This is a genomic window from Jeotgalicoccus nanhaiensis (genome assembly GCF_015235105.1).
Taxonomy (GTDB): Bacteria; Bacillota; Bacilli; order Staphylococcales; family Salinicoccaceae; genus Jeotgalicoccus; species Jeotgalicoccus nanhaiensis.
Map to the genome: position 1 here is coordinate 1 of NZ_JADGLW010000010.1, position 26,256 is coordinate 26,256.

A 26,256-nucleotide genomic window follows, 5' to 3' on the forward strand; every position below is an offset into this window, starting at 1 on the left:
AATCCACCTTCGCCATTTAAATAATCTGTTACGACTGTTAACTTAAATTCAAAACTATGTTTATTATTTTTCATACAAAAACTCCCCTTAAGTTGAATAGTAAGTACAACTTAAGGGGAGCACGTCAGTATCCCCCGGCTTTTTTTATGTGTATAATGACGGTATCAATAGTGAAGGTGACGAGATGAAAATAAAAATTATGATGCTTTTGACAGCAGTGCTGCTGCTGACAGGCTGTTCAAGTTTTAGAGAAATTGATATATCAGAAGATGGAGAAACAAGACGGATTACAACCGAGGATACGAATGAAATTGATATTCCGGCAAACCCTGAAAGCATTGTGCTGTTCCGTACAATTGATCCCGGCAATGCCGCTCTTTTAGGTTTTGATGTAAGCGGTATCAATGAAGGCTTGGAAAATAACGGCACTGTAGAAGATGCCTTCGGCACAGAAGTGACTTATCTTGAACCTGGAGATTTGGAGTCCCTTAAAGAAATTAAACCGGATTTAATTGTTACATACTCGCCGGATGAATACTTTGAGGAATATCAGAAAATCGCTCCGTCGATCAGGATTACTTATTCGTCGGGGATTATGAGTCCTTTCAGTCCGCGTGCATATTTGACGCAGCTGTATTATTTAGGGGTCATTTTAAATAAAGAAGACGAAGCGAACAAAATTGGTGATGAGTGGGAAGCTGAGACAACGGTGCTGAAACGTGAATTGAATGAACAGGCCGATGATAAACAGGCACTTGTGGCTGTAGAACATGAAGACGGCTATCTTCTATATAATGAATACATGAGCTACGGTACAGAAGCTGTTTACGATGTGCTCGGTTTTCAAATGGATGAGTCAGCGAAAAACGACTTGCAGGAAAATTTATTCGATGTAAAACAGCCGGAAAATTTCAATGCATTTGAAACGGATTATATATTTGTGAACGTGGAAAATACAGCAGATGAAGCACTGCAGCAGCAGTTTTCTGAAGCGCTCGGCATTCCGGCAGCGCACGTTATTTTATTAAACCGTGATGATTATATTACAAATGATTTAATATCTGTCAGAAAGCAGACAGAGTATATTGTTGATAAAGTAAATGAGGCCGAAACGGATTAGTTTTGAAGATTTTTAATTTGACCGAAAACAGGAAATACTTTACGGAGGGAATAATATGAAAAAAATTTTATCGGTATTATTATTTTTGAACATATTTGGAGGTTCTGATGAAGAGCCGCTGGAAGCCCGCACTAAAGAATTTAACAGCATAAATAAAGAAGCGCTTTTTGAGAATCTGAGTCAGTATCTGGACAGTTCTTTTACTTTTGCTGCGACGGGAGATATTTTGATTCACGACTATTTATATGAAGATGTCGAGACACAGGACGGCTACGATTTTACATCCCGTGTTGAGAGCGTTGCGCCTTATCTGCAGCAGCAGGATCTGGTGTTTATGAATCAGGAGACACCTATCGGCGGTGAAGAACTCGGTTTAAGCGGCTACCCGACGTTTAACGCGCCGGAAGAAGTTGCGGACCTGCTGAGTTACTTTGATGCGGATATTGTAAACTTTGCTAATAACCATACGCTTGACCGCAGCACTGACGGAGTACTCGCTACAGCTGAAAACTTAACTGAACGCGGCATTGATTATGTCGGTGCAAACATCAGTGAAGAAGATATGAACCGCGACAGGATTTTTAATGTAAACGGCATAGATGTCGGCTTCTTGGCCTATACATATGGAACAAACGGCATTCCTGTACCGGAAGGTCAGGAGTATTTAGTAAATATTATCGATATGCCGAGAATTCTATCGGATATTGAAGCATTAAGAGAGAAGGTGGATGTGCTGATTGTCAGCTACCATCAGGGTGTGGAATACGATGAATTCCCGCGCGAAGAGCATGTGCCTGAATACCGCACGATGGCAGATGCAGGTGCTGATATTATTGTCGGATCGCACCCGCACACGTTGCAGCCTATTGAACATTATGAAAGAGAAGACGGATCAGAAGCAGTTATTGCATATTCAATGTCGAATTTCTTCAGTGCCCAGCAGTCATTAAATACACGGCTCGGCGGAATTTTGGAAGTGAGCGTTGAACAGTCGGGCGGCGAAACTGATGTTGGCGCGGTGCGCTTTATGCCGACTTATGTCGACAGCAATGAGTATGAAGATTTTTATCTTCATCCGCTGGCGGATATGGGGATGGATGATGTGTACGGTGATGTGGAAGAGCATATGACATCATACAGTGACCAGGTCGACATTGTACCGTACCTGGATTAATCATCGGGTTCTTCCTTTTTAATAATGGAAATAATCGATGCGGCACCGAGTACCAGCAGCAGGATAACTAAGGGAATGTTCCATGAAGGACTAAGAAAATCCTGTGCAAAGTAATAAATCATACCGAGTGCTATGACAATTAAAATAATATTTAAACCTTTGCTTATTTTAAACATAACGGTCACCTCTAAATGTTTGTTTTCTATAATGTATAGTATCATAATGGTAACAGAAAAGATTTTGAGGAGAGATTTAAATGAACTATTTGATGAGTATTCAGGTTTTGCCGTATCATCCGGGCGATGCTAAACTGTATTCGCATACGACAAGTGCAATCGAACTGATTGAAAGCAGCGGTTTAACGCATTTTGTTGGGCCGCAGGAAACGACAGTTGAAGGCAGCATCGACGAACTGTTTAACTTAGTTAAAAAGATAAATGCTCATTTATCAAACGAGGGCTGCGACCACGTTACAACTAATATAAAACTCGTGCAGTCTAAAGAAGAAAACAGCATTAAAGATATTTTAAAAGATTACTATGAATTTGAAGATGATGAATAAGAAGAGCGAACGCGCTCTTCTTTTTTGTTATAATTACGCTAAGAAAACATAAAGTAAGGTGATGTCATGGGAGAGTGTCCGTATTGTAAACACCAATGGACATACAAGGAAAAACTGCTCGGCTATGCCCTGAAACCACGGACACGCATTAAATGTCCAAAGTGCAAAGAATATCTTGAGCCGTCTACATTATCAATTATATACGATTATATCGCGATACTCAGTGTGGCGCTGTTTATCTTTATCTTAATTCCGATTATGGGCTGGCCGATTGTGCCGTCTCTGTTAATCAGTTTTATAATGTTTCTGCTCTATTTACTCTTATTCCAGCCGCTGACCGTGCGTTTTAAACGATATGAGTACAATGTAAAAGATAAACCAAGGGGGAAATAAAATGTTTACTTTTAATAATCCTGCAGAGGTGCACTTCGGTGCCGGTGTGCTGCAGACAATAGATACAGTATTAGAGAAATACAGCTACCAGTCGTACGTTGTAGCTGCATCAAACTCGCAGGTGAAAAACGGTATTGCTGAATTGCTCGAATCACTCCTGCCGGGTCAAATTAAAGCGGTCATTTCCGATATCGAAGAAAATCCGACGGTCGGCAACGTAGATGATATTATCAATGCTGCTAACGAACACGGTGCTGAAGCGCTGATTGCAGCAGGCGGAGGTTCAACGATGGACGCCGTGAAAGCAGCAGCTGCAGCAATTGTTAAAAACGTGGATGCAAGAACAATTATCCAGGATAGAAATATCACTGAGGCACTGCCGGTGATTGCACTGCCGTCAACGAGCGGTTCAGCGTCAGAAGTGACACCGTTCAGCGTAATCAGCGATAAAGAAAAAGGTATCAAGACATCTATCAGCGGCAAAGTGCTGTATCCTAAAGTTGCGCTCGTAGACCCGGAGCTTACATATACGTGTCCGCCGTCTGTCACGGCAATTTCAGGTATTGATGTTATCTGCCATGCGCTCGATTCAATCGGTGCGGTAAACAATAATCCGATTTCCGACGGACTCGCAGTTACTGCGCTGAGACTTGCCTTTGATAATCTCGAGACCGCCTGGCGCGAGGGAGCAAATGCCGAAGCACGGTCCAATATGGCGCTTGCGAGCACTACTGCGGGTATTGGTTTCAGCCAGACTGCAACGAGCGGTTCCCATGCGATGAGCTACTATTTAACTTCGGAGTTCGGCATTCCGCATGCTGAAGCGTGCGCTTTCAGCCTCGATCAGTGGATTCTGCACAATGCAAAAGCCGATTCCAGAATTGATAAAATAAGCATTCAGCTGGGCTTTAAAAATACTGAAGAATTATCCGATGAATTAAATGCATTGAAGGAACGCCTGGGTCTTCGCATGACGTTTGAAGAACTTGGTATCGACCGTAAACATATTCCGGAAATTGCCCGCCAGACGATGGCAGCAGGGAACTATAAAAATAATCTGGCTCAATTATCTGAAGATGAAATTATTAAGATGCTCGAAAGAAAGTAAGCATCCGGAGGTTTTATTATGACGAAAAAATATATAAGAGTTGTTGGTGCAGTAATAGAAGATGAAAATAACTCTATCTTATGTGCACAGCGGCCTGAAGGAAAAAACTTAGCTTTTAAATGGGAATTTCCCGGCGGGAAAATCGAGGACGGGGAAACACCGGCAGATGCATTAAAACGCGAACTGGTCGAAGAAATGACACTCGATATCAGTATTGGGGAAAAGATTACGACGACAGTATATGAATACGATTTTGGCATTGTCGAACTGACGACATACTATGCCAAAATACTTGCAGGGAAAATCCGTCTGCTGGAACATGTTCAGATGAAATGGGTAAATCCTTTGGAAATTGAAAAGCTGGACTGGGCGCCTGCAGATATTCCTGCAATTGAGATTATAAAACAAAAAAGTGGGAATAGAGTAGGAAAGTGTTAATTAAGGGGGGATTGCTATGGAACTTATTAAGAGTTTATTAGGCGTGTTATTTAAAGCTTTTGTAATCTTATTTGCGTTAACTGCTGTGGCAGCAGTTGTACTGGCATTTATACTTAAAAAAGATGTAGACGAAATCCGCGAGTTTACAGAGAATATTAAACACGATTTATACCGCGGCAAAGAGTAAATGTTAAAAAAATCTCCTGAGAAGAGTTTCTCAGGAGATTTTTTATTTGCTGTTGAGTGCTTTATCGAGTGTTTCGATATTTTTTTTCATCATCGACTGGTATGTCGCATCGGAAGGGTCTTCAGATGTCAGTGACTCTAAATTGTTAAAATAGAGCGGTTCTGTATTTGTCTCACTGCGGATGACATCTGTGACGCTCGATACCACGTTCGGTTCGTAAAGGATATAGGGGATATTCTCAGCTTTGATGTTCTCAATAATTTCAGCAAGTTCCTGCTGTGACGGCTCTTGATTATTAAGACCACTGATACCGACCTGATGAAAACCGTACTGATGGGCGAGATAGCCGATTGATTCATGCGAAATATAAACGTCTGTATTAACAGGGTTTTCTGTAATTGCTGTCAGTTCCTGATCTATTTCTTCGATATCATTTTTCAGAACTTCAAAGTTCTCCTCATACATATCTGCGGATTCAGGATTATGTTCAGCCAAGGCAATCTTTACAGCTTCCGCCATTTCTGCTGCGAGTTTCGGACTGAGCCAGAGGTGAGGGTCCAGACTGCCATGACTGTGGTCATGCGAGTCTTCTTCATGATCGTGTTCATGCTCATGGTGGCTTTCAAGGAAAGCTTCTGTGTCAATATCAGCTGCTGCCTCAATGATTTCGGTATCGCCGCTGATCGTTTCTGCGATACTCGCTGCGACCGGATCGAGATCATTTGATGTTGTTATAAATAAATCGCCATCGGAATAGGACATCATATCTTTTTGTGTCGGTTCATATGAATGCATATCGGCGCCCGGCGGGTAGATGGATTTTACGTTTACGGTGTCGCCTGCAATCTGCTCGACGAAGCTCGTCAGCGGAAATACTGTTGTATATATAGTTAATTCGCCATCTTCTTCATTCGTCTGGTCATTGCTGCAGGCGGCAAGTATTAATAATAAAAGTAAAGCAGGAAATAATTTCTTCATAGGAAAACCTCTTTTTATCGTAATCATTACGATTTAAAATTATATAGGAATATAAGAAGATATGCAACTGTATATTTTAGAATAAGAAAGACTTGAAATTTTTCCGGTCTGCTAGTAAAATAGATAAGGTGATTTACAAAAGTATATACCAATCATCTATGTGCGTGGATGATCAACTGGCCAGTTGATTCGAGTATATTATCATTTAATATCGATTTAACTTAATGAAGGAGGCGACAGAAATGAGAGTAATCGTTACATTAGCTTGTACAGAATGCGGAGACCGCAACTACAGCACTAAGAAAAACAAAAGAAACAATCCAGAGCGTATCGAAATGATGAAATTCTGCCCTAGATTGAACAAGTACACACTTCACCGTGAAACTAAATAATTTCTTATAGCTATCATCTTTGGATGATAGCTTTTTTTTATATTTGTTTTAAATATGGTACAATTATCGATGGGTAATTAACCAGAAAAAGTAAGGGGAGTGCTTTTAATGACAGTAATTATGGACGGAAAAAAAGTAGCAGCACACTTATCTGAGGAAATTAAACAGGCACTGGAAGTTTCTGAAGAACACGGTATTAAACCTAAAGTTGCATTTGTCAGAATCGGAGACTTATCAGATTCAATTTCCTATGAGAATGCTGCGGTAAAACGTTTTGAGAAACTTGGGATGGAAACAGCCCAGTACCATTTTCCGGAAGATGTTTCGACAAAAGTATTTTTAACTAAATTCAGAGAAATAAATGAAGACTACGCAATTCACGGTATTCTGCTGCTGCAGCCGCTGCCAAAACATATTCCTATGAAACGCGTTGCTGAAATTATGAACTCGTTTAAAGATATCGACGGTATGAAAGCATCAAATCTCGGCAAAGTACTGACAAACGATCCGGATCGCCTGGAACCGTGTACACCAGCAGCAGTTATGAATATGCTCGATTATTATGAAGTTGATTTAAAAGGCAAGAACGTTACAGTTGTTGGTGCAAGCGCAGTGGTCGGAAAACCTTTATCATTATTAATGATGAACAGGGAAGCAACGGTAACAACCTGCAACCTTTACACTGACAATCTTGTTGAAAAATGTAAAAATGCTGATGTGATTGTCAGCGCGGCCGGTGCAATTAACCTGATTGATGAGGAGCACGTTAAAGACGGCGCCATCGTTATCGATGTCGGTATTAACTTTACAGAAGATGGCAAGATGGTCGGAGATGTAAACTATGAAGCTGTAAAAGACAAAGCCTCATTCATTACACCGGTACCGGGGGGAATTGGTGCCATTACAACGACAGTCCTCGCATATCATCTTGTGAAAGCAACAGAACATCAGAAAGAGCCGGTATTATTCTTAGAAAAATAAGATTAGCCCGCGGGTAATATAAATATATCCAATATATCGATAAACGGCACGAAAATGAAGTCTTCAGTATCGTAAATTTGACCAATGAGCATCATGCTCCATTGGTCTATTTTTATAATATGAAGAGAAATACTGAAGCGGCCTCCGTCGTAATAGTAGTCGACTCTTACCGGCAGCCTTTCTTTCACTGCATATTTCAGAATGTGTTCAATCTCATCCAGCCGGTCATCCGACAATACAGGACGTTTGATTTTCGACTGGCTGTCCATCAGTCTGCCGACATTTTCAAACTGTTCGGGCATAGTTGCAAACGGCGCCCACTTAACCATACCGCGCCCCTCGGGTATATCACCTTGTGAATTTTCAGAAGGATAGCTGCGGAACTTCATAACAAATCCCTTCTTTCCTGACTCTTAGTTTTTATTATACGAACATACGTTCGATTTTTCAAGCTGCAGATTTATGGTAAGTTAAAGAGGATATAAAAAGTAAGTGAGGAAACCAGATGAGAAAGAAAATAGTATGGGGGATTATTACAGTAATTGTACTTGCTGTACTGCTGCTCCCGTTAGCAGATAAAACAAGCGGCACAACACGCGTTATTGTCGATCATACGAATAAGGAAATTGTCGCTCCATCGTGTTACGATCAGGCCGATCTGACAAACTGGATAGATGAAATGTCATTCGGCAACGCGCTGCATGAACTGGAATATGACATCAGAGATGAATGTTCTAAAGAGTATCTGAAGGAAGGCAAAACGAGTGTGCTGATGAGAATATTTGAATAGATTTGTGGGAGACACCGGGGCCGGGAAGGTTCCGGTTTTTTTGTTGTCGAAAATGTTTGGGAGACTTCAGTTTAAGAGGTTTTTTTCGTTGGGATAAAATGTCAAAAGTAGGCATGTTTGTGTAAAAAGTAAACCAGTTTTGCTATTTTTGTGTTTAAGTAACTTTTTTAAAAGAAAAACGGCTTTTTCGCCTATATATAGGGTAGAAGGATCTTTTTTTAAAAGGAGGAAATTATATGTATTTAAACAGCAGAAACACACCGCCGGTTCTTTTGCATTACCGGACATTGAACAGGAGGATGGCTTTGGGGGCGGAGGAAAAGATTAAGATGAAAATGGCTGAACGGGGTTATGAAGGAGAAACTTTATATGATGAAATATTTAACTCTATTGGACATGAACAGGTATATATTTTTAGAGATGTTTATCTGAAAATAGAGAACTCCCTAACACAGTACGACAGTATTATAGTCGGTGACAGCGGTGCAGTTGTGAATGAAATTAAAAATTATTCTGGTGACTACCGGTATGAGAAGGGACAGTGGTTCAACGGTTCACGTCGATTATCGGATGACGGAATTACGCAGGTAACCCGAGCGGTAAATAGACTGTTGAAACTTAGTGAAGGCAGAGGACCGGCATTTGATGTAAGCGGAAAAGTTGTTTTTCCGAATGATGACTTCAGAATGACAACGGATGACGATAAGGTATGGGGGAAAATTGTGGTGCGTTCCAACTTGAAAAAATATTTCCGCAGTTTCCGGTATGGAAATATTGGTGCAAGGGCAGAAGCAATTGTAAAGCTAATCGAGAACAGCATCGGTGAAAATATGTATTTTAAAACGCAGACTGATATAGACAGACTACGTAAAGGGCTGTACTGCGGAAAATGTGGAGAATTTAATCTTTTGAAAGCTCGTTACCATCGTCAGTGTGGAAGCTGCGGCGCAAAAGAGTCGAATGAAACTCATATGCTCCGTGTAATGAGTGATTATAAATATTTGTTTTATGGAGAAAGTATGACGAAAAAAAGATTGATGACATTAATTGGTGATGATTTACATCCAGAAGTCGTTAGGAGAGCATTTGCGAAGTATTGCTATAAAAACAGGAAAGGAAAAAGTACAGAGTATACTTTTAAATATCACGATTTTAACGAGGCAATGAAATACCTTGACTATACTTCGAAATATAAGAATTATAGAGAATGATTTTTATATTGTAGTGTCTAAGTGTTGTCGTTTGAAGGGACGACGACGTTTACCCGAGTCTGGATGTTGTCGTTTGAGGAGACGACGACGTTTACCCGAGTCTGGATGTTGTCGTTTGAAGAGACGACGACGTTTACTAGCACCACCCCTCCCCAAATATACAAAAAACCCGCCACCAGGGCGGGTTTCATTCATCCATTTATTATTATAAATCAGATAATGCTTTTGTAATGTTAGGCACGACTTGTTTTTTGCGTGAGACAACGCCTTCCAGGACTGCTGTATTTTGATCCAGTGCAACATCAAATGCGCGTTCGACCGAAGAGAATTCAGGGCCTAAGGCAAGTACTTTTGAGTTGGAGTTCAAAATGTCTGTCACGATGAGCGTGAACAGGTCGTAGCCATCGCGTTCGATTTCTTCGTTAATGGCGATTTCGAGTTCTTCGCGGCGTGAGAATACTTCGTCTACGTCAACGACGTTAACCTGCGCAATTCGCACACTCTTTTCACCGATGTCGAATGTTTTCGCATCGCCTGTAATTAACTGACGGGCTGTTTTATCGGAAGTTGATGCACCGGCTTTCAGCATTTCAAGGCCGTATTCTTCCAAATCAACGCCCGCAATGTCTTTAAGTTCAGATGCTGCGTCGATGTCTTCTTCTGTCGTTGTCGGTGATTTGAACAGAAGCGTATCCGAAATAATTGCAGACAGCATTAAGCCTGCTGATTCTTTCGAGATTGTTAAGCTATTTTCTTTGTAAACTTTGTTCAGAATTGTCGCTGTACAGCCGACCGGCTCAGCTCGGTAGTAAAGCGGGCCTTCTGTTTCAAAGTTTGCGATTCTGTGGTGGTCGTATACTTTTGTCACCGTTGCGTTTTCAATGCCGGGGGCGGACTGCTGTTTTTCATTGTGGTCGACTAAAATAACTTCTTCGCCTGCACCGACTTCATTTAATAAAGCAGGCGCTTCCACACCGAAGTGTTCTAGTGCGTATGCAGTTTCACTGCTTATTTCACCCAAGCGGTACGGTGCTGCATCGTTGCCGAGCTGAGTTTCAATGTCAGCAGCTACAAGTGCTGATGTGATTGTATCTGTATCAGGATTTTGGTGACCGAATATTTTTTGTGTCATTACTGTCTGTCTCCTTTTTCTTTGTATTAAAAATATATATGATTACATTTTAACATTACTGCTTTTATCTATCTATATCTTAGTTTTTAAAGTCAGTATATAATAGTGCATTCAAAGCGCTCATACAATAAGTTTATATGATAAAATTAAAGCAAATATAATTGTTAAATGCACAGGAGATGGATGTATGTATCAGTATCAGGATGACAGCTTCATGCTGCACACGGATTTATATCAGATCAACATGGCAAAAACGTATTTTGAACAGGGTATACATGAACGTCAGACAATTTTCGACGTGTATTTCCGAAAGATGCCTTTTGAAAACGGCTATGCGGTATTTGCCGGCTTAACACATATTATCGATTATCTGCAGCACTTGCACTTTTCAGACAGCGACATCGAATATTTAAGTACGCTCGGTTACAGTGATGAATTTTTAAATTATTTAAAAACAGTACGTTTCACGGGAACGCTCCGCTCAATGGCTGAAGGGGAGACTGTATTTAATAATGAACCTCTCGTGCAGGTTGAAGCGACACTTGTTGAAGCTCAGCTGATTGAAACAGCGCTGCTTAATATCGTTAACTTTCAGACGCTGATTGCAACAAAAGCAAGCCGGATCAGACAGCTTGTACCGGACGACAATTTAATGGAATTCGGCACGCGCCGCGCTCACGAATTCGATGCCGCTTTATGGGGAGCACGCGCCGCTGTTATCGGCGGGTTTGATGGAACGAGTAATGTCCGGGCAGCGAAATTATTCGGCTTGAAACCGAGCGGGACACATGCTCACGCAATGGTGCAGGCATACGGAAATGATTACGATGCCTTTAAAGCATATGCAGAAACACATACTGATTGTGTATTTTTAGTAGACACCTTCGACACACTGAAATCAGGCATACCGACTGCTATTAAAGTGGCAGATGAGTTCGGCAGCAGAATTAACTTTAAAGGAATCAGAATTGACTCCGGCGATATTGCATATTTAACGAAACAGGCTCGCAAGATGCTCGACGATGCGGGCTATACAGATGTGCAGATCATCGTTTCGAACGACCTCGACGAAGTGACAATTTTATCCTTAATGTCACAGGGTGCGAGAGTCGACGGCTGGGGAATCGGTACAAAACTGATTACAGCTTATGATAATCCGGCACTCGGCGCGGTCTACAAACTTGCAGCGATTCAGGATGAAGCGGGCGAGTGGCAGAACCGGATAAAAATTTCCGGCAATGTCGAAAAAACGACGACACCCGGCAAGAAGAAAGTTTACCGTATCATCAATAAGGAAACAGGAATGTCAGAAGGAGATTATATTGCACTTCACGATGAAGTCCTTAATCCTGAGGAGCCGCTGTTAATGTTCCACCCGGTGCATACGATGAAACGGAAATTGGTTAAATCGTTTGAGCCTGTTGAACTGCTTCAGGATATTTTTATCGACGGCAAGGTTGTTTACACTTCTCCGTCTGTCGATGAAATGCAGGAAAACTGCCGGCAGAGCCTCGATACAATTTGGGAAGAAACGAAACGTTTCTTAAACCCGCAGGAATATCCGGTGGATTTATCGGCTGAATTATGGAATGTCAAAAATAATCTCATAGAAGAACTTTCAAATAATATATTGGAGTGATTTGCTATGGATAAACTGCAGCAGCACATAATAGAGGAACTGCACGTTAAACCGGAGATCGACCCGGCAGCGGAAACCCGCGAAATAATTAATTTTTTAAAAGACTACGTTAAAAAATACAGTTTTATAAAAAGTTTTGTACTCGGTATATCAGGCGGTCAGGATTCTACCCTGCTCGGCAAAATTGCACAGCTGGCGACTGATGAGTTGAACGAAGATGGGCACAGTATTAAATTTTACGGAGTGCGCCTGCCTTACGGTGAACAGCGCGATGAAGATGATGCGCGCGATGCGATGGAATTTATCAGCCCGAGTGTTGAAACAACAGTCAATATTAAAGAAGCTGTTGATGCAGGTGTTAAGGCGCTGGCCGACAGCGGCTACGAATTGAGCGATTTTGTGGAAGGAAACGAGAAGGCCCGTGAGCGCATGAAAGTGCAGTACGCTATCGCAGCCCATACCGGCGGTGTGGTGCTCGGAACTGATCATGCGGCGGAGGCACTGACAGGATTTTACACGAAACACGGCGACGGCGCAGCTGATCTTGCGCCGCTGACCGGCCTCAACAAACGCCAGGGACGCGACATTCTGAAATATCTTGGCGCAGCAGCTCATCTGTACGAAAAAATTCCGACAGCAGATCTCGAAGATGATAAACCGCTCTTAAGCGATGAAGAAGCACTAGGCGTGACCTATGATCATATCGATGATTTCTTAGAAGGAAAAACAGTGCCTGATGAAGCATATGACAGAATTAAAACCTTATATTACCAGTCACAGCACAAACGCGATTTACCTTATAATCGCTATAATTTACCAGTTTAAAAAAGAAAGAAGGATAGATTAAATTATGCTTCAGGCAATTTCAGATAATCCCATGCTGATGATATTAGTTATATTCGTAATTAATATTATCTACGTTACATTTTTAACGATGCGGACCATAATGACCTTGAAAGGTTACCGCTTCGTCGCGGCTGCCTTCAGTATTTTGGAAACATTTGTTTACGTCATCGGCCTCGGGCTGGTGCTCGACAACCTGGATCGTCCTCAGAATATTGTCGCTTACGCGCTCGGATTTGGTGTCGGGATACTGGTCGGCACGAAAATCGAAGAAAAGCTGGCGCTCGGCTACACTGTAGTTAATGTGACTGCGGCGAAAAAAGACATCGATCTGCCGAACGACCTGCGCAATTTAGGCTACGGAGTAACGCACAGTCATCAGTACGGGCGTGACGGCCAGCGTACGGTAATGCAGATTTTAACTCCGAGAAAATATGAACGGAAACTGATCGAAACAATTATAGAGCTCGATGACAGGGCGTTTATCATTTCGCACGAACCGAAAAATATTCACGGCGGCTTCTGGACAAAAGGGCTCAGCAGACGCAAGATGAGCAATTACCAGCCGGAAAATGTTGAAGAAGTACTTGAAGAAGTATATGAAGCACAGGAGCAGGGTGAGGTTCATGACACAGCACAAAAAACCGAAAAAAAAGAAATTTAAAGTAGAAAAAGACGGGTCGCTTACGGATGTGCTGGCGGCGATGAAAGCCGAAGGCTACCAGCCGGTAAGAAGATTCGAACAGCCCGTTTTCAAAGAAGAAAACGGCGAGATTACCGTCTCGCATCAGGAGATTATGTTTGAAGGCAAATTAATGAATGAGGATGAGCCAAAATGATAAGCAGATATTCAAGAGAAGAAATGACGAAGATTTGGACAGAAAAAAACAGATTTGATGCGTGGCTGGAAGTTGAAATTCTTGCATCAGAAGCATGGGCGGAGCTCGGTGTCATTCCAAAGGATGAAGTTAAAAACATCCGTCCCAATGCCCGTATTGATGTGGACCGCATTAAAGAAATCGAAGCGGAAACGCGTCACGATGTTGTGGCGTTTACCCGCCAGATTTCGGAAACTTTAGGAGAAGAAAAGAAATGGGTTCACTACGGTCTGACGTCTACTGACGTTGTCGACACTGCCCAGAGCTACATATTGAAACAGGCAAACGAAATTATTGAGCAGGATTTAAATAACTTTATCGAGATATTAGCTGATAAGGCGCGCGAACATAAACATACACTCATGATGGGACGCACGCACGGCGTGCATGCAGAACCGACATCTTTCGGTATTAAGATGGCTCTGTGGCATCAGGAAATGGTGCGGAATCTGAAACGTTTTAAAGATGTCCGCGAAGAAATTGAAGTCGGTAAAATGAGCGGCGCGGTCGGCACCTTTGCCAACATTCCGCCGGAAGTTGAAGGATACGTTTGTAAACACCTCGGCCTGACGCCTGCACCGGTATCGACTCAGACGCTGCAGCGCGATCGTCATGCTCACTACATAGCGGTGCTGGCACTGATTGCAACATCAGTTGAGAAGTTTGCTGTAGAAGTGAGACACTTGCAGAAAACAGAAACACGCGAGGTGGAAGAAGCATTTGCGAAAGGCCAAAAAGGGTCAAGTGCCATGCCTCATAAACGCAACCCGATTGGCAGTGAAAATGTGACGGGAATTGCCCGCGTCATCCGCGGCTATATTTCAACTGCCTACGAAAATGTACCTCTGTGGCATGAACGTGATATTTCGCATTCATCTGCAGAAAGAATTATGCTGCCGGACGTAACGATTGCATTGAATTACATGCTGAACCGCTTTGGCAGAATTATGAAAAACCTGACGGTGTTCCCTGAAAATATGAAGGCCAACATCGACAAAACTTTCGGTCTTGTATACTCTCAGCAGATTATGCTGACGTTAATTGACAAGGGACTGTCACGCGAAGAAGCTTACGACTTAGTTCAGCCGAAAGCCATGGAATCATGGGAAACTAAAGTACCTCTGAGAGAGCTTGCTGGAAAAGATGAGCGTATTCAGGAAGTGCTGACGGCAGAAGAGCTGGATGAGTGCTTTAATGAAAACCACCATCTGAGCCGTGTCGATACTATATTTAAACGTGCAGGTTTGGAATAAGATGAAAGTATCAAGATTATTAATCACAGTACTCATGGCATTTTTGCTGACAGCATGCAGCAGCGGCGCACCGGAGGAAATCGAAGCGGCGGGATATACGAAAGCCTATGAACCGCTGACCTTCACCAATCTGGACATTCCGGTTAACATTGAAGTCGTCGACGGTGTGACTTACGCAGACGGCGTGTTAATAGTAAACAAGGAAATACCGCTGCCTGAGGATTACAATCCTGAAATGCAGCCTGAAGTAATTGAGGCTTACACGCAAATGTTTGAAGATGCCGAGGCAGAAGGACTTTATTTTGAACTGGTAAGCGGTTTTAGAAGCTACGACTACCAGGCAGAATTGTATAACAGCTATGTGGCGCGGGACGGCAAAGAAGCAGCAGACCAGTACAGCGCAGAACCGGGACATTCCGAGCACCAGACAGGACTTGCTATCGATGTCGGTTCTTATGACAGTGCAGTGCTGCTCCAGACGTCTTTTGAATATACGCCCGAATTTCAGTGGCTGAAAGATGTGGCACATGAATACGGCTTTATTATCCGTTACATGAAAGGCAAAGAAGATATTACCGGTTATATGTACGAGCCGTGGCACTTAAGGTATGTCGGAGATAAAGCGCCCGCTATATATGAAAGCGGCCTGACACTTGAAGAATACTTCGATCTGGTTTAAATAACATATCAGCCCGTATGCAAGCTTTCCGAGGGAGAGCCGGCGTACGGGTTTCTTTATATTCACTTTAAAATTATCTTTTAAAGCTTATACTTCCATCCTCCTCCTTTAATGTTTTTTGGAGGTTAAAAATGATATAATCATCTTATGAATTTTATAAAGGATATGGTCTTATGACGCGACATGCAAAGCATATATTTAAACTGGATCCGGCTAAAGAAATCAGCGGCAGCACACTCGAAAAAATTGTGAACTCCGGCACGGATCTGCTGCTGGTCAGCGGTACTGATAACGTCACTGAAAAAAATGTTTCAGAGCTGCTCAGGCGCATAAGAAACTATAACGTTCCTGCAGCACTTGAAATCCCTCATCCCGATGCTGCTGTTCCGGGTTTTGATCATTATTTTGTGCCGACGGTAATTAATACGGATGATGTCACTTTTACACACGGCATGCTGGTGCGTGCACTGATGGAGTATCATGACTTTATCGATTACGACAGTATTTCACTCCTGCCTTATATTATAATGAACGAGGACTGCAAAGCGTTTAAACATGCAAACTGCCATACTGTGAATGACGAAGAATTTATCGCGATGATTCATATGCTCGATAAGTTATACAAAATGGATTACATATATATAGAGTACAGCGGCGTCTTCGGCGACCGGGAGCTGGTTAAAGAAGCGTATGAAGCAGCGGAAAACGCAAGCATCGTTTACGGCGGCGGCATCGTCTCAAAAGATACGGCGACAGAGATGGACAGCGTCAGCGATATAATGGTTGTCGGCAATATTATTTACGACGATGCTCGGCAAGCATTAGAAACTATCATTTAATAAACTGGAGTTTTTATAATGGATTTATCTACGATGAATAAAGAACAACTGGAAGCAATTAAAACGACGGAAGGCCCGCTCTTAATTATGGCAGGTGCGGGAAGCGGTAAAACGCGCGTGCTGACTCACCGGGTTGCTTATCTGCTCGATGAAAAGCAGGTGCCTTCCTACAATATACTGGCAATTACATTTACGAACAAAGCCGCTAAAGAAATGCGCGAACGTGTCGATAAATTAATTGAAGAAGATGCATCAAAGATGTGGATTTCTACATTCCACGCAATGTGTGTACGGATATTAAGGCGTGATATCAGCTATCTCGGCTATGACACGAGTTTTTCTATTCTGGATCCGCTCGATCAGCAGTCGGTCGTCAGAGATATTTTAAAAACGCGCAACCTGGATACAAAGCAGCATAATCCGAGAAGCATTCTCTCAGTTATTTCAAACTATAAAAATCAGCTCATCAAACCGGAACAGGCTATTTCAGAAGCAGGCGGTTTTCAGGATGAGCTTTACAGTGAGATTTACAAAGATTATCAGGAAATTCTTTACCGTAACAGTTCTCTCGATTTTGATGATTTAATTATGCTCACAATTGAACTGTTTCACAAGGAGCCGAACGTGCTGAATTATTATCAGACACGTTTTCAGTATGTTCACGTGGACGAGTATCAGGATACAAACCACGCTCAGTATCAGCTTGTCCAGATGCTGGCTGCTAAATACCGGAACATCTGCGTCGTCGGCGACTCGGACCAGTCGATTTATAAATTCCGCGGCGCGGACATCCAGAATATATTAAATTTTGAAGAAGATTATCCGGAAGCAAAAGTTATCAAATTGGAAGAAAACTATCGTTCGACGAAAACGATACTGGATGCGGCGAACGCCGTGATCGATAACAACACAGAGCGCAAACCGAAAAACCTGCGAAGCAATAAAGGTGACGGCGTAAAAATTGATGTGAATGTATCGTTCAGTGAACGTGAGGAAGGGCAGCGGGTCGTCCAGAAAGTGCAAGAGCTTTCTGAAAAGTATTCTTACGGCGAGATGGCTGTACTGTACCGTGCGAATGCCCAGTCGCGTGCGGTTGAGGATGCTTTTGTCAAATCGAGTATTCCGTATAAAATGGTCGGCGGAACGAAGTTCTACAGCAGAATGGAAATTAAAGACCTGATGAGCTACTTAAAAGTCATTCAGAATCCTTTTGACGATATAAGCTTCCAGCGTATTATCAACGTTCCAAAAAGAGGAATCGGCACGAAGACAATCGATAAGCTTCGGGCCCATGCAGAACAATTAAATTCAAGCATATACGATGCCATCCGCGATGCGGACTTCCTGGGTATTCCGGCGAAAACTGTAGGGAAATTGATGTCACTCCTTCAGGTGCTGGATAATTTAAAAGAAAAATCGAAGTATCTGACAATGACGGAACTCGTTGATGAAGTGCTGGCTGATACAGGCTACCATGATATGCTGAGTTCCGATAAAACACTGGAGGCCAGAAGCCGGCTTGAAAACCTCGAGGAATTCAAGACAGTAACAAAAGAATTCGATAATGACAATCCTGTTGCGGATGATAATTTATTTAACTTCCTGAGTGATATGGCCCTTGTATCCGATCAGGACGGCATGGATGATACCGCCGGTGTAACAATGATGACAATGCATGCCTCAAAAGGACTTGAGTTTAAAGTGATCTTTATCGTCGGTCTCGAAGAAGGCATCTTCCCATCGCGCCGCGTGCAGTTCGATGATCAGGAACTGGAAGAGGAAAGACGATTGATGTACGTGGCCCTGACGCGCGCAATGGAGCATTTAATCTTGTCGCGTGCGGAATCGCGCATGCTTTACGGTAAGACCGAGAGTAATATGATGAGCCGCTTCCTGAGTGAAATACCGGAAGAACTGCTGGAATCGTCAAGCGTCTTTTCAAACAGTATGCCAGGCAGCAGCAGCGAAGGTTCATCTTTTTCACGCGGACCGAAAAAACGCTCGCGTATTATAAACACAAATACAGGCACTAATTTTAATGTTGGTGATAAGGTTTCCCACAAAGCCTTCGGAGAAGGTATTGTTTCCCAGGTTAAAGGAGAAGGGGACAATACGGAACTCGATATTGTCTTTAAAACTGCAGGACCGAAAAGATTGCTTGCCAACTATGCACCGCTTGAAAAAAAGGACTGATATAAATGAAAGAAAGAATTCGCGAATTACAAAAGCTGCTCACGCGCTATAATTACGAATACCATGTCGAAGACAATCCGTCGATTCCGGATTCGGAGTACGACAAGCTGCTCCATGAACTGATCGAACTGGAAGGAAAGTATCCGGAATACAAAACAGACACATCGCCGACAGTCAGAGTCGGCGGTGAAATACTGAGCGGTTTTGAAAAGGTTGAACACAGCTCGCCGATGCTGAGTCTCGGAAATGCCTTTAATGAGGAAGACTTAAGAGCATTTGACCAGCGTGTCAGAAATAACGCCGGCGAGGTTACATATATGTGTGAACTTAAAATCGACGGGCTCGCAGTGTCGCTGACTTATGAAGAAGGACGCTTCACCCGCGGCGCCACCCGCGGCGACGGAACGGTCGGAGAAAATATTACAGAAAATCTGCGGACAATTCATGCAATCCCGCTGACTGTGGATTCGGATTTAACTTTTGAAGTGCGCGGCGAGGCCTATATGCCGAAACGCTCATTTATAAATCTGAACGAAAAGAGAGCTGAAGAAGGAAAGCAGGAATTCCAGAACCCGCGAAATGCAGCGGCAGGCTCTTTGAGACAGCTGGATCCGAAGCTTGCGGCAGCACGTAATTTATCGGTTTTCTTATATAGTGTTACATCTCCGGAAGCACTCGATGCCGAAAGCCAAAGCGGCGCTCTCGACAAACTCGATGAACTGGGTTTTAAAACGAATAAAGAGCGCAGACTGATGACAAGTATTGATAAAGTCATTGAGTATGTCGATTACTGGACGACGCACCGCTCGGAACTCGCTTATGAGATAGACGGTATCGTCATTAAAGTAAATAATCTCTCTACTCAGGAAGAGCTTGGCTATACAGTGAAATCACCACGCTGGGCAATTGCGTATAAATTTCCGGCGGAGGAAGTGGTGACGGAAATACTCGATATTGAGCTGACAGTGGGACGTACCGGTGTTATTACACCGACAGCGATACTGGAACCGGTAAAAGTAGCAGGTACGACAGTCGGACGTGCATCACTGCATAACCATGAACTGATAGAAGAACGGGATATCCGCATCGGTGACAAGGTTGTTATTCGAAAAGCAGGGGATATTATTCCGGAAGTGGTTAAATCTTTAAAAGAAGAACGCACGGATCAGGCAGTGTACGAAGCACCGACAACTTGCCCGTCATGCGGTCACGACACAGTGCATTTGGAAGATGAAGTAGCAATTCGCTGTATTAATCCGGCGTGCCCGGCACAGCTCACAGAAGGTATCATCCACTTCGTTTCCCGCGGCGCCATGAATATTGACGGGCTCGGCGAGAAAGTAGTGCGCCAGCTGTTTGATGCGGGATTAATTACAGATGTTTCTGATTTGTACAAGCTTCAGTATGATGATTTAATCGATTTGGAACGCATGGGAGATAAAAAAGTAACCAATCTGCTGAACGCAATTGAAGCATCGAAAACAGCGCCGCTGAGCAAGCTGCTGTTTGGTCTCGGCGTGCGTTTTCTCGGCTCAAAAGCTTCAAGACTGATTGCAGAAGAATACGGTTCGATGGACGAAGTATTAAAAGCGACGAAAGAACAGCTGATTGAAATACCGGAAATCGGCGATAAAATCGCGGATTCAATCGTGACATATACACAGAATGAAGATTTTATCGAGCTTGTAAATAAGCTTAAGATAGCGGGACTTAATCTTACAGAGGAAAAAGAAGAGCTGTCCGGAACCGTGTTTGACGGGATGACATTTGTGTTAACCGGCAAGCTGGTTGAAATGACCCGGGGTGAAGCCAAAGGAAGTATTGAATCTTACGGGGGCAAAGTAACGGGCAGTGTGTCTAAAAATACAGATGTAGTTGTGGCGGGGGAAGACGCCGGCAGCAAGCTTGAAAAAGCGAATGAACTTGGTGTTACCGTATGGAATGAAAGAGAATTTATTGAGAAATTGGGGCAATGAGTTATGAAGTTTAAATCGATATTACTCACAGGTGCAGCCTTGCTGCTCCTTGCAGCCTGCGATGGTGCCAATGAAGCAGAAATCACCGAGCAGATGGGTGATTCAGCGCTCGACAATGAGGTGTCGAACGTGCAGATTGAGGAGCAGGATGACACGCTTACTTCAAGCAGCGAAGAATTTTACCGTTCTGTTGTACCGTATGAACTGTCGCCGGCCCGCGGGCTGTCGAGTGCCAATTTAGTATCTTCATATAATGTTGAAGAATTTGAAAAAGGACTTTTTTCAATCAGCCAGAATGTGTTTCCTACAAATGAATATATATTCCGCGAAGGACAGATTATTTCAGAAGAAATGATCAGAGGCTATTTAAGCCGTCAATACACGAATGAAGAGCTGGAGAATATGGATGATGAAGAATTGCTCAGTACGAATGCCTTCAGCAATCTCGGACTGAATCCTTCGACCAACGGCGAAACAGATCCGGAAGTTATCGCGGAAGAAGCGCCGCTTTATCTGTCCCATATACTCGAACAAAATTACATGACAGAGGATGATGAAGGCAATCTTTCATTTGACGGCATCACTATCGGTCTCGCCATGAACAGTATTCATTATTATCAGACAGAAGAGTACGGACAGACACAGGAACGTGCATTGGATCTTGAGACGGTAGAAGAAAAAGGCGAGGAAATGGCAGCGGAAATTTTAACGCGCATCCGTGCCAATGATCAGTACGCCGATAAAGAAATTGTCTTTGCAATTTTCATTCAGTCGGGTGATACGGATATTGTGCCCGGGAACTTTGTATCAGAGGCTGTTGTAGCACCGGGTGAAAATACGATTGAGTCATTTACAGATATCGATGTACAGAACTTACTACTGCCGTCGAGCGAAGCTGCGGAAATTTCTGAAGAGGCGAACAGCGAATACCAAAACTTCAACAGGGATTTATCGTCTTATTTTGAGAGCTTTACCACTTCTGTCGGCAGAGGGAAATTCAGAGATGGCACCCTCGATACGCTGACAGTCGAAATACCGATTGAATATAACAGCCGCGGTGAAATGATTGGGATGTCTCAGTTCGTTAGAGACCTCGTGAACGAACATTTCCCAGGTACGGATATCGAAGTGGAAATTAAAGATAAAGCGCAGGTTTACAGTGTGATCACACGTAAAGGCGACAGTGAAGCGAATCTTTATATATTTGAATAAGTAAGCACATGGAAAAGTGCCCCGGTTTTTGGTAAACTTTAAATGTTGTATTTATAGAAGGAGGGTCATTCATGGAAGAATTAGATTTAAAGAAAATTCAGCGTGTGGCTGAGTTATCTAAGATAGAAATTAAAGATGAAGAAGAACTTAAAAATTTATCGACAAAAATTAAAAGTATTGTTGCGCACTCGGAGCGCTTGAATGACTTGGATTTATCGGATGTAGAACCGATGACACATGCAATGCAGCTGCAGCAGGAGACTTCAGACTCATTGCGTAAAGATAAAGCGGGGGAACCTGTTTCACAGGAAGACGCGCTCAGCAACACAGAATTTACAGAAGAAGGACAATTCAAAGTACCTAGAATGATTTAAGGAGGGTTAATAATCGTGAATATAAATGAATTAACAGTAGAAGAACTATACAGTAAAATTCACAGTAAAGAGATCAAACCTTCTGAAGTAGTAGGTGCTCTTTTTGACAGAATCGAAAAATACGACGGCACAATCAAGTCGTTTATTACTTTAACTAAAGAACAGGCATTGGAAACGGCAGCGGAACTCGACCGTCTTCAGGAAGAAGATAAGATGGAGGGCGCGTTGTTTGGTATTCCTGCTGGAATTAAAGATAATATCGTTACCAAAGATATTTTAACCACATGCGCAAGCCGCATGCTGCATAACTTTAAACCGATTTATGATGCTACAGTAATGACTAAGCTTAAAAATGAAAATTCTATCCTGATGGGTAAACTGAACATGGATGAATTTGCAATGGGATCAACGTCGGAGACATCTTACTTCCAGACGACTAAAAACCCTTGGAACTTAGAATGCTCACCAGGCGGTTCATCAGGCGGTTCGGCTGCAGCAGTAGCAGCAGGATTCGTTCCTTATGCGCTCGGTACTGACACGGGCGGTTCAGTCAGACAGCCCGCGTCTTTCTGCGGTATCGTCGGTATGAAACCGACTTACGGCAGAGTATCACGTTTTGGCCTTGTCGCATTCGCATCGTCTCTTGATCAGATTGGACCGATGACACGTACAGTACGTGACAACGCTAAAGTGCTTGAACTGATTTCAGGCGAGGACAGCAGCAATGATATGACAAGTGCCAGAAACCAGGATGCTGATTTCTTAAGCGGTATCGAAAAAGATATCAAAGGCATGAAACTGGCACTGCCTAAAGAATTCCTCGGCGACGATGTCGATGAATCTGTAACTGAAGCAGTATTAAAAGCTAAAGAACGTTTTGAATCTTTAGGAGCGATTGTTGAAGAAGTGGAAATGCCAAATCTTCAGTACGTGGTAAGTTCTTATTACTTAATCGCTTCAAGTGAAGCAAGTGCAAACCTTGCGCGTTTCGACGGAATCCGTTTCGGTTACCGTTCAGAAAATGCGAATACACTGGAAGAACTATATAAAAAATCACGCGGAGAAGGATTCGGTGATGAAGTGAAACGCCGTATCTTACTTGGAACATACGTATTAAGTGCAGGTCACTACGATGATTATTACTTAAAAGCGCAAAAACTCCGCCGTTTAGTATCTGATGATGTACAGAGAATTTTAGCGGATTACGATTTAATTATCGGACCGACAACGACAACACCTGCACATAAATATGATGAAGTTAAAATCGAAGGTACGAAAGAATATAAAAATGATATCTTAACAATTCCTGCGAACCTTGTAGGAGTGCCTTCTTTAAGCATTCCATGCGGAGTTACAGAAGACAACAGACCTATCGGCATGCAGCTGATCGGCAACCACTTCGAAGAACGCAAAATTTATAATGCAGCGTATCAGTTTGAAACAGTATACAACCTGCATGAAGAACTTAAAAATCTAACGATGGGGGCGGAGTAATATGCATTTTGAAACAGTTATCGGACTTGAAGTTCACGTTGAATTAAAAACAAATTCAAAAATATTTTCTAATGCCCCTCTGCATTACGGCCATGAACCGAATACGAATCTTTCTGTAGTGGAACTCGGCTACCCGGGCACACTGCCTGTATTGAATGAAACCGCAGTAGAGTACGGTATGAAAGCTGCGATGGCATTAAACATGCAGATTGCCGAAGATACTAAGTTCGACAGAAAGAACTATTATTATCCGGATAATCCGAAAGCATATCAGATTTCACAATTCGATAAACCAATCGGAGAACACGGTTCACTGGATATCGAAATCGACGGTGAGAAGAAAACAATCGGTATTACACGTCTTCACCTTGAAGAAGATGCCGGTAAATCAACTCACAAAGAAGACTATTCATTAGTCGATTTAAACCGTCAGGGAACAGCTTTAGTGGAAATCGTTTCAGAACCGGATATCAGAACACCTGAAGAGGCGTATAAATATCTTGAGAAAATCAAATCGATTATCCAGTACACAGGCGTGTCCGATGTGAAGATGGAAGAAGGATCACTGAGATGTGATGCTAATATTTCAATCAGACCTGTCGGCCAAAAAGAATTCGGTACAAAAACTGAACTTAAAAACTTAAACTCATTTAACTTTGTCAGAAAAGGTCTTGAGCATGAAGTGAAACGCCAAGAGCAGCTGCTGTTATCAGGCGGTGTAATCGAACAGGAAACACGACGCTACGATGAAAAAACAGGTGAAACAGTGCTGATGCGTGTTAAAGAGGGCGCGGATGATTACCGTTACTTCCCGGAACCTGATTTAATGCATCTGCATATCGACGATGAATGGAAAGAACGCGTACGTGCAAGCATTCCGACATTGCCGGATGAACTTCGCGAGAAGTACATTAATGAATATGATCTGCCTGTATACGACGCTGAAATTCTGACGATGAGAAAAGAAATGTCCGACTTCTTCAGTGACATGGTTGAAACTCATAAAGCAGACCCTAAACTGGCTTCAAACTGGCTAATGGGTAACGTTAATGAGTATCTCAACAAAAATAACACTGAACTCGATGATACAGGATTAACTGCCGAAAACTTAACAGGTATGATTAATATTATCGAAGACGGTACAATTTCAAGCAAGCAGGCGAAGAAAGTATTCTCCGTGCTGATTGAAAAAGGCGGCACAGCGAAACAGGTAGCGAAAGATCTTGGCATGGAACAGATCTCAGACCCTGCAGTGCTGACAGATATGGTAACAGAAGTACTCGATGCCAACGACCAGTCAGTCGAAGACTACAAAAATGGTAAAGACCGTGCAATAGGCTTCTTAGTCGGACAGATTATGAAAAAATCAAAAGGACAGGCTAACCCTAAAATGGTTAACCAGATCCTTCTTGAAGAAATTAATAAGAGATAAAGTATATGTAACTAAAAATCGCACCTGTACTTCCATTTTGGAGGCAGGTGCGATTTTTTTGGATGCCGCCGGGCCACTGTGACTTCGACAATGACGGGATAAAAGAAAATAAAAAAGGAACCGGGAATTTTTCCGGTTCCTTTTTAAAATTATTGCAGCAGATAATTTGTAATATTGCTGATCATTTCATCTTCCAGTGCAGGATTAATCTGTTCGTTATCGTAATCGTAAGGATTTTCTGTTATCTCATCCTGATTATCGATATAAAAATAATCATTTTCTAAGAAGTACTCAGCATCGTTCTCAAGTTCAGCTTGTAAGTTTTCATGTTCATGGGCATTGGGATTCCCAAGTATAATCACTGTTTTGCCAGTGTTATACAGGTCCATATATGCATCAGTTAAATTTCTTAAGTTTCTTTCCGGCAGGACTTCATCGTTATAATCTGCAATCTGCAGTGCATCGATAATAACGACATCACTGTTTTCATTAACTGTCAGCTCATTCATCGCAGTTGTATTGGCCGGCAAATCGATCTGGTTAAGCTGAACTGTATTTGAACCGAACTGCTGGTTTAAACGTTCCGCAAAGTCTCCGCTGTAGTGTGCCGGAAGCAGTACATCGATAATAAGCTGCTCATTGCTGCTCACGCGTTCGTCATATTTTTCCTGAATAGCTGTTTCGTTGAATACTAAACCATTTGTACTATCAGCCGGTTCTTCTTCGCTGCTGTCTTCCTGTGATGTGCTGTCTGATTCCTGCTGTCCGTTTTCGTCATCTTCTGTATTACCGGCAGTGTCTTCAGTGGATTCATCCGTAGAGATTGACCCGGTATGCATGAAGTTGAAATATATTCCGGCAGCAAACAATAAAAATAGTATAATCACTAAAGCTTTTTTCATGGTATCTCCTCAAATAATAATATCTGAAAGCATTACATATGATATAATGTTGGCAACATAATACTTTTAAATATTA

Annotated in this window: 29 protein-coding genes; 24 read left to right on the top strand and 5 right to left on the bottom strand. The window is 42.6% G+C overall.

Annotated elements, in window-relative coordinates; all coding sequences use genetic code 11:
* The first annotated feature begins 184 nt into the window (after positions 1–184).
* Entirely contained in the window at positions 185–1,120 is a 936-nt protein-coding gene (locus tag IR135_RS10500) for an ABC transporter substrate-binding protein (protein WP_135099190.1), read from the top strand.
* Positions 1,121–1,175: 55 nt separating this feature from the next.
* The gene (locus IR135_RS10505; RefSeq protein ID WP_135099192.1) at positions 1,176–2,294 is read left to right on the top strand and encodes a CapA family protein; all 1,119 of its coding nucleotides are present in this window, start codon (positions 1,176–1,178) and stop codon (positions 2,292–2,294) included.
* Here the strand turns inward: IR135_RS10505 and IR135_RS10510 are convergent.
* Entirely contained in the window at positions 2,291–2,470 is a 180-nt protein-coding gene (locus IR135_RS10510; RefSeq protein WP_115885431.1) for a hypothetical protein, read from the bottom strand. The genes IR135_RS10505 and IR135_RS10510 overlap by 4 nt on opposite strands.
* A gap of 80 nt (positions 2,471–2,550) precedes the next feature.
* On the opposite strand from IR135_RS10510, the gene IR135_RS10515 reads away from it, so the two are divergent.
* From IR135_RS10515 to IR135_RS10535, 5 genes are all read left to right on the top strand, one after another.
* Positions 2,551–2,856 (top strand): thiamine-binding protein, encoded by a 306-nt coding sequence (locus IR135_RS10515; RefSeq protein ID WP_135099194.1) that lies wholly within the window; start codon positions 2,551–2,553, stop codon positions 2,854–2,856.
* Between the two features lie 66 nt (positions 2,857–2,922).
* The gene (locus IR135_RS10520; RefSeq protein ID WP_135099196.1) at positions 2,923–3,249 is read left to right on the top strand and encodes a TIGR04104 family putative zinc finger protein; all 327 of its coding nucleotides are present in this window, start codon (positions 2,923–2,925) and stop codon (positions 3,247–3,249) included.
* 1 nt (position 3,250) lies between these two features.
* On the top strand, positions 3,251–4,357 hold the full coding sequence (locus IR135_RS10525; RefSeq protein WP_135099198.1) for an iron-containing alcohol dehydrogenase: 1,107 nt from the start codon (positions 3,251–3,253) through the stop codon (positions 4,355–4,357).
* An 18-nt stretch (positions 4,358–4,375) separates the two neighbouring features.
* Complete coding sequence (locus tag IR135_RS10530; RefSeq protein ID WP_135099200.1) at positions 4,376–4,795, top strand: (deoxy)nucleoside triphosphate pyrophosphohydrolase; 420 nt, start codon at positions 4,376–4,378, stop codon at positions 4,793–4,795.
* Between the two features lie 16 nt (positions 4,796–4,811).
* Entirely contained in the window at positions 4,812–4,982 is a 171-nt protein-coding gene (locus IR135_RS10535) for a hypothetical protein (protein ID WP_162842321.1), read from the top strand.
* A 42-nt stretch (positions 4,983–5,024) separates the two neighbouring features.
* Here IR135_RS10535 and IR135_RS10540 read toward each other — a convergent pair whose 3' ends face one another.
* Positions 5,025–5,960: a metal ABC transporter solute-binding protein, Zn/Mn family gene (locus tag IR135_RS10540; protein ID WP_135099202.1), complete on the bottom strand. Its 936-nt coding sequence runs from the start codon at positions 5,958–5,960 to the stop codon at positions 5,025–5,027.
* A gap of 242 nt (positions 5,961–6,202) precedes the next feature.
* On the opposite strand from IR135_RS10540, the gene rpmG reads away from it, so the two are divergent.
* Positions 6,203–6,352 (top strand): 50S ribosomal protein L33, encoded by a 150-nt coding sequence (gene rpmG, locus IR135_RS10545; RefSeq protein ID WP_035811226.1) that lies wholly within the window; start codon positions 6,203–6,205, stop codon positions 6,350–6,352.
* A 108-nt stretch (positions 6,353–6,460) separates the two neighbouring features.
* Positions 6,461–7,333, top strand: coding sequence for a bifunctional 5,10-methylenetetrahydrofolate dehydrogenase/5,10-methenyltetrahydrofolate cyclohydrolase (locus IR135_RS10550; protein WP_135099204.1), 873 nt, complete (start codon positions 6,461–6,463; stop codon positions 7,331–7,333).
* A 2-nt stretch (positions 7,334–7,335) separates the two neighbouring features.
* On the opposite strand, the gene IR135_RS10555 is transcribed toward IR135_RS10550, so the two are convergent.
* Positions 7,336–7,722: a YolD-like family protein gene (locus IR135_RS10555; RefSeq protein WP_135099206.1), complete on the bottom strand. Its 387-nt coding sequence runs from the start codon at positions 7,720–7,722 to the stop codon at positions 7,336–7,338.
* A gap of 116 nt (positions 7,723–7,838) precedes the next feature.
* Here IR135_RS10555 and IR135_RS10560 point away from each other — a divergent pair, with 116 nt between their 5' ends.
* A complete protein-coding gene (locus IR135_RS10560; RefSeq protein WP_135099208.1) occupies positions 7,839–8,123 on the top strand; it encodes an alpha-amylase in 285 nt (94 codons plus the stop codon).
* 236 nt (positions 8,124–8,359) lie between these two features.
* Complete coding sequence (locus tag IR135_RS10565; RefSeq protein WP_135099210.1) at positions 8,360–9,334, top strand: nuclease-related domain-containing protein; 975 nt, start codon at positions 8,360–8,362, stop codon at positions 9,332–9,334.
* A 205-nt stretch (positions 9,335–9,539) separates the two neighbouring features.
* Here IR135_RS10565 and IR135_RS10570 read toward each other — a convergent pair whose 3' ends face one another.
* The gene (locus IR135_RS10570; RefSeq protein WP_135099212.1) at positions 9,540–10,466 is read right to left on the bottom strand and encodes a manganese-dependent inorganic pyrophosphatase; all 927 of its coding nucleotides are present in this window, start codon (positions 10,464–10,466) and stop codon (positions 9,540–9,542) included.
* Between the two features lie 187 nt (positions 10,467–10,653).
* Between IR135_RS10570 and IR135_RS10575 the strand changes: the two genes are divergently transcribed.
* The 13 genes from IR135_RS10575 (at position 10,654) to gatB (ending at position 25,278) form a co-directional block, all read left to right on the top strand.
* On the top strand, positions 10,654–12,105 hold the full coding sequence (locus IR135_RS10575; RefSeq protein ID WP_135099214.1) for a nicotinate phosphoribosyltransferase: 1,452 nt from the start codon (positions 10,654–10,656) through the stop codon (positions 12,103–12,105).
* Between the two features lie 6 nt (positions 12,106–12,111).
* The gene (gene nadE, locus IR135_RS10580) at positions 12,112–12,930 is read left to right on the top strand and encodes an ammonia-dependent NAD(+) synthetase (RefSeq protein ID WP_135099216.1); all 819 of its coding nucleotides are present in this window, start codon (positions 12,112–12,114) and stop codon (positions 12,928–12,930) included.
* Positions 12,931–12,955: 25 nt separating this feature from the next.
* On the top strand, positions 12,956–13,612 hold the full coding sequence (locus tag IR135_RS10585) for a DUF2179 domain-containing protein (RefSeq protein WP_115885445.1): 657 nt from the start codon (positions 12,956–12,958) through the stop codon (positions 13,610–13,612).
* On the top strand, positions 13,575–13,787 hold the full coding sequence (locus IR135_RS10590) for an NETI motif-containing protein (RefSeq protein WP_135099218.1): 213 nt from the start codon (positions 13,575–13,577) through the stop codon (positions 13,785–13,787). Before IR135_RS10585 ends, IR135_RS10590 begins: the two co-directional genes overlap by 38 nt.
* Positions 13,784–15,079, top strand: coding sequence for an adenylosuccinate lyase (gene purB / locus IR135_RS10595; RefSeq protein WP_135099220.1), 1,296 nt, complete (start codon positions 13,784–13,786; stop codon positions 15,077–15,079). The genes IR135_RS10590 and purB overlap by 4 nt, the downstream gene beginning before the upstream one ends.
* A 1-nt stretch (position 15,080) precedes the next feature.
* Complete coding sequence (locus tag IR135_RS10600) at positions 15,081–15,758, top strand: M15 family metallopeptidase (RefSeq protein WP_135099221.1); 678 nt, start codon at positions 15,081–15,083, stop codon at positions 15,756–15,758.
* A 173-nt stretch (positions 15,759–15,931) separates the two neighbouring features.
* On the top strand, positions 15,932–16,597 hold the full coding sequence (locus IR135_RS10605) for a heptaprenylglyceryl phosphate synthase (RefSeq protein WP_135099223.1): 666 nt from the start codon (positions 15,932–15,934) through the stop codon (positions 16,595–16,597).
* An 18-nt stretch (positions 16,598–16,615) separates the two neighbouring features.
* Positions 16,616–18,790 carry a DNA helicase PcrA gene (gene pcrA, locus IR135_RS10610; protein ID WP_115885450.1) on the top strand — a complete coding sequence of 725 codons (2,175 nt, stop codon included), beginning with the start codon at positions 16,616–16,618 and terminating at the stop codon, positions 18,788–18,790.
* Between the two features lie 5 nt (positions 18,791–18,795).
* Positions 18,796–20,766 carry an NAD-dependent DNA ligase LigA gene (gene ligA / locus IR135_RS10615; protein ID WP_135099225.1) on the top strand — a complete coding sequence of 657 codons (1,971 nt, stop codon included), beginning with the start codon at positions 18,796–18,798 and terminating at the stop codon, positions 20,764–20,766.
* A gap of 3 nt (positions 20,767–20,769) precedes the next feature.
* Positions 20,770–21,978, top strand: a complete 1,209-nt coding sequence (locus IR135_RS10620; protein WP_135099227.1) for a CamS family sex pheromone protein — start codon at positions 20,770–20,772, stop codon at positions 21,976–21,978.
* 71 nt (positions 21,979–22,049) lie between these two features.
* Positions 22,050–22,352: an Asp-tRNA(Asn)/Glu-tRNA(Gln) amidotransferase subunit GatC gene (gene gatC, locus IR135_RS10625; protein ID WP_135099233.1), complete on the top strand. Its 303-nt coding sequence runs from the start codon at positions 22,050–22,052 to the stop codon at positions 22,350–22,352.
* Between the two features lie 15 nt (positions 22,353–22,367).
* A complete protein-coding gene (gene gatA / locus IR135_RS10630) occupies positions 22,368–23,846 on the top strand; it encodes an Asp-tRNA(Asn)/Glu-tRNA(Gln) amidotransferase subunit GatA (RefSeq protein WP_115885454.1) in 1,479 nt (492 codons plus the stop codon).
* Between the two features lies 1 nt (position 23,847).
* The gene (gatB, locus tag IR135_RS10635; protein ID WP_135099235.1) at positions 23,848–25,278 is read left to right on the top strand and encodes an Asp-tRNA(Asn)/Glu-tRNA(Gln) amidotransferase subunit GatB; all 1,431 of its coding nucleotides are present in this window, start codon (positions 23,848–23,850) and stop codon (positions 25,276–25,278) included.
* 149 nt (positions 25,279–25,427) lie between these two features.
* On the opposite strand, the gene IR135_RS10640 is transcribed toward gatB, so the two are convergent.
* The gene (locus IR135_RS10640; RefSeq protein ID WP_135099237.1) at positions 25,428–26,180 is read right to left on the bottom strand and encodes a hypothetical protein; all 753 of its coding nucleotides are present in this window, start codon (positions 26,178–26,180) and stop codon (positions 25,428–25,430) included.
* Positions 26,181–26,256: the final 76 nt, after the last annotated feature.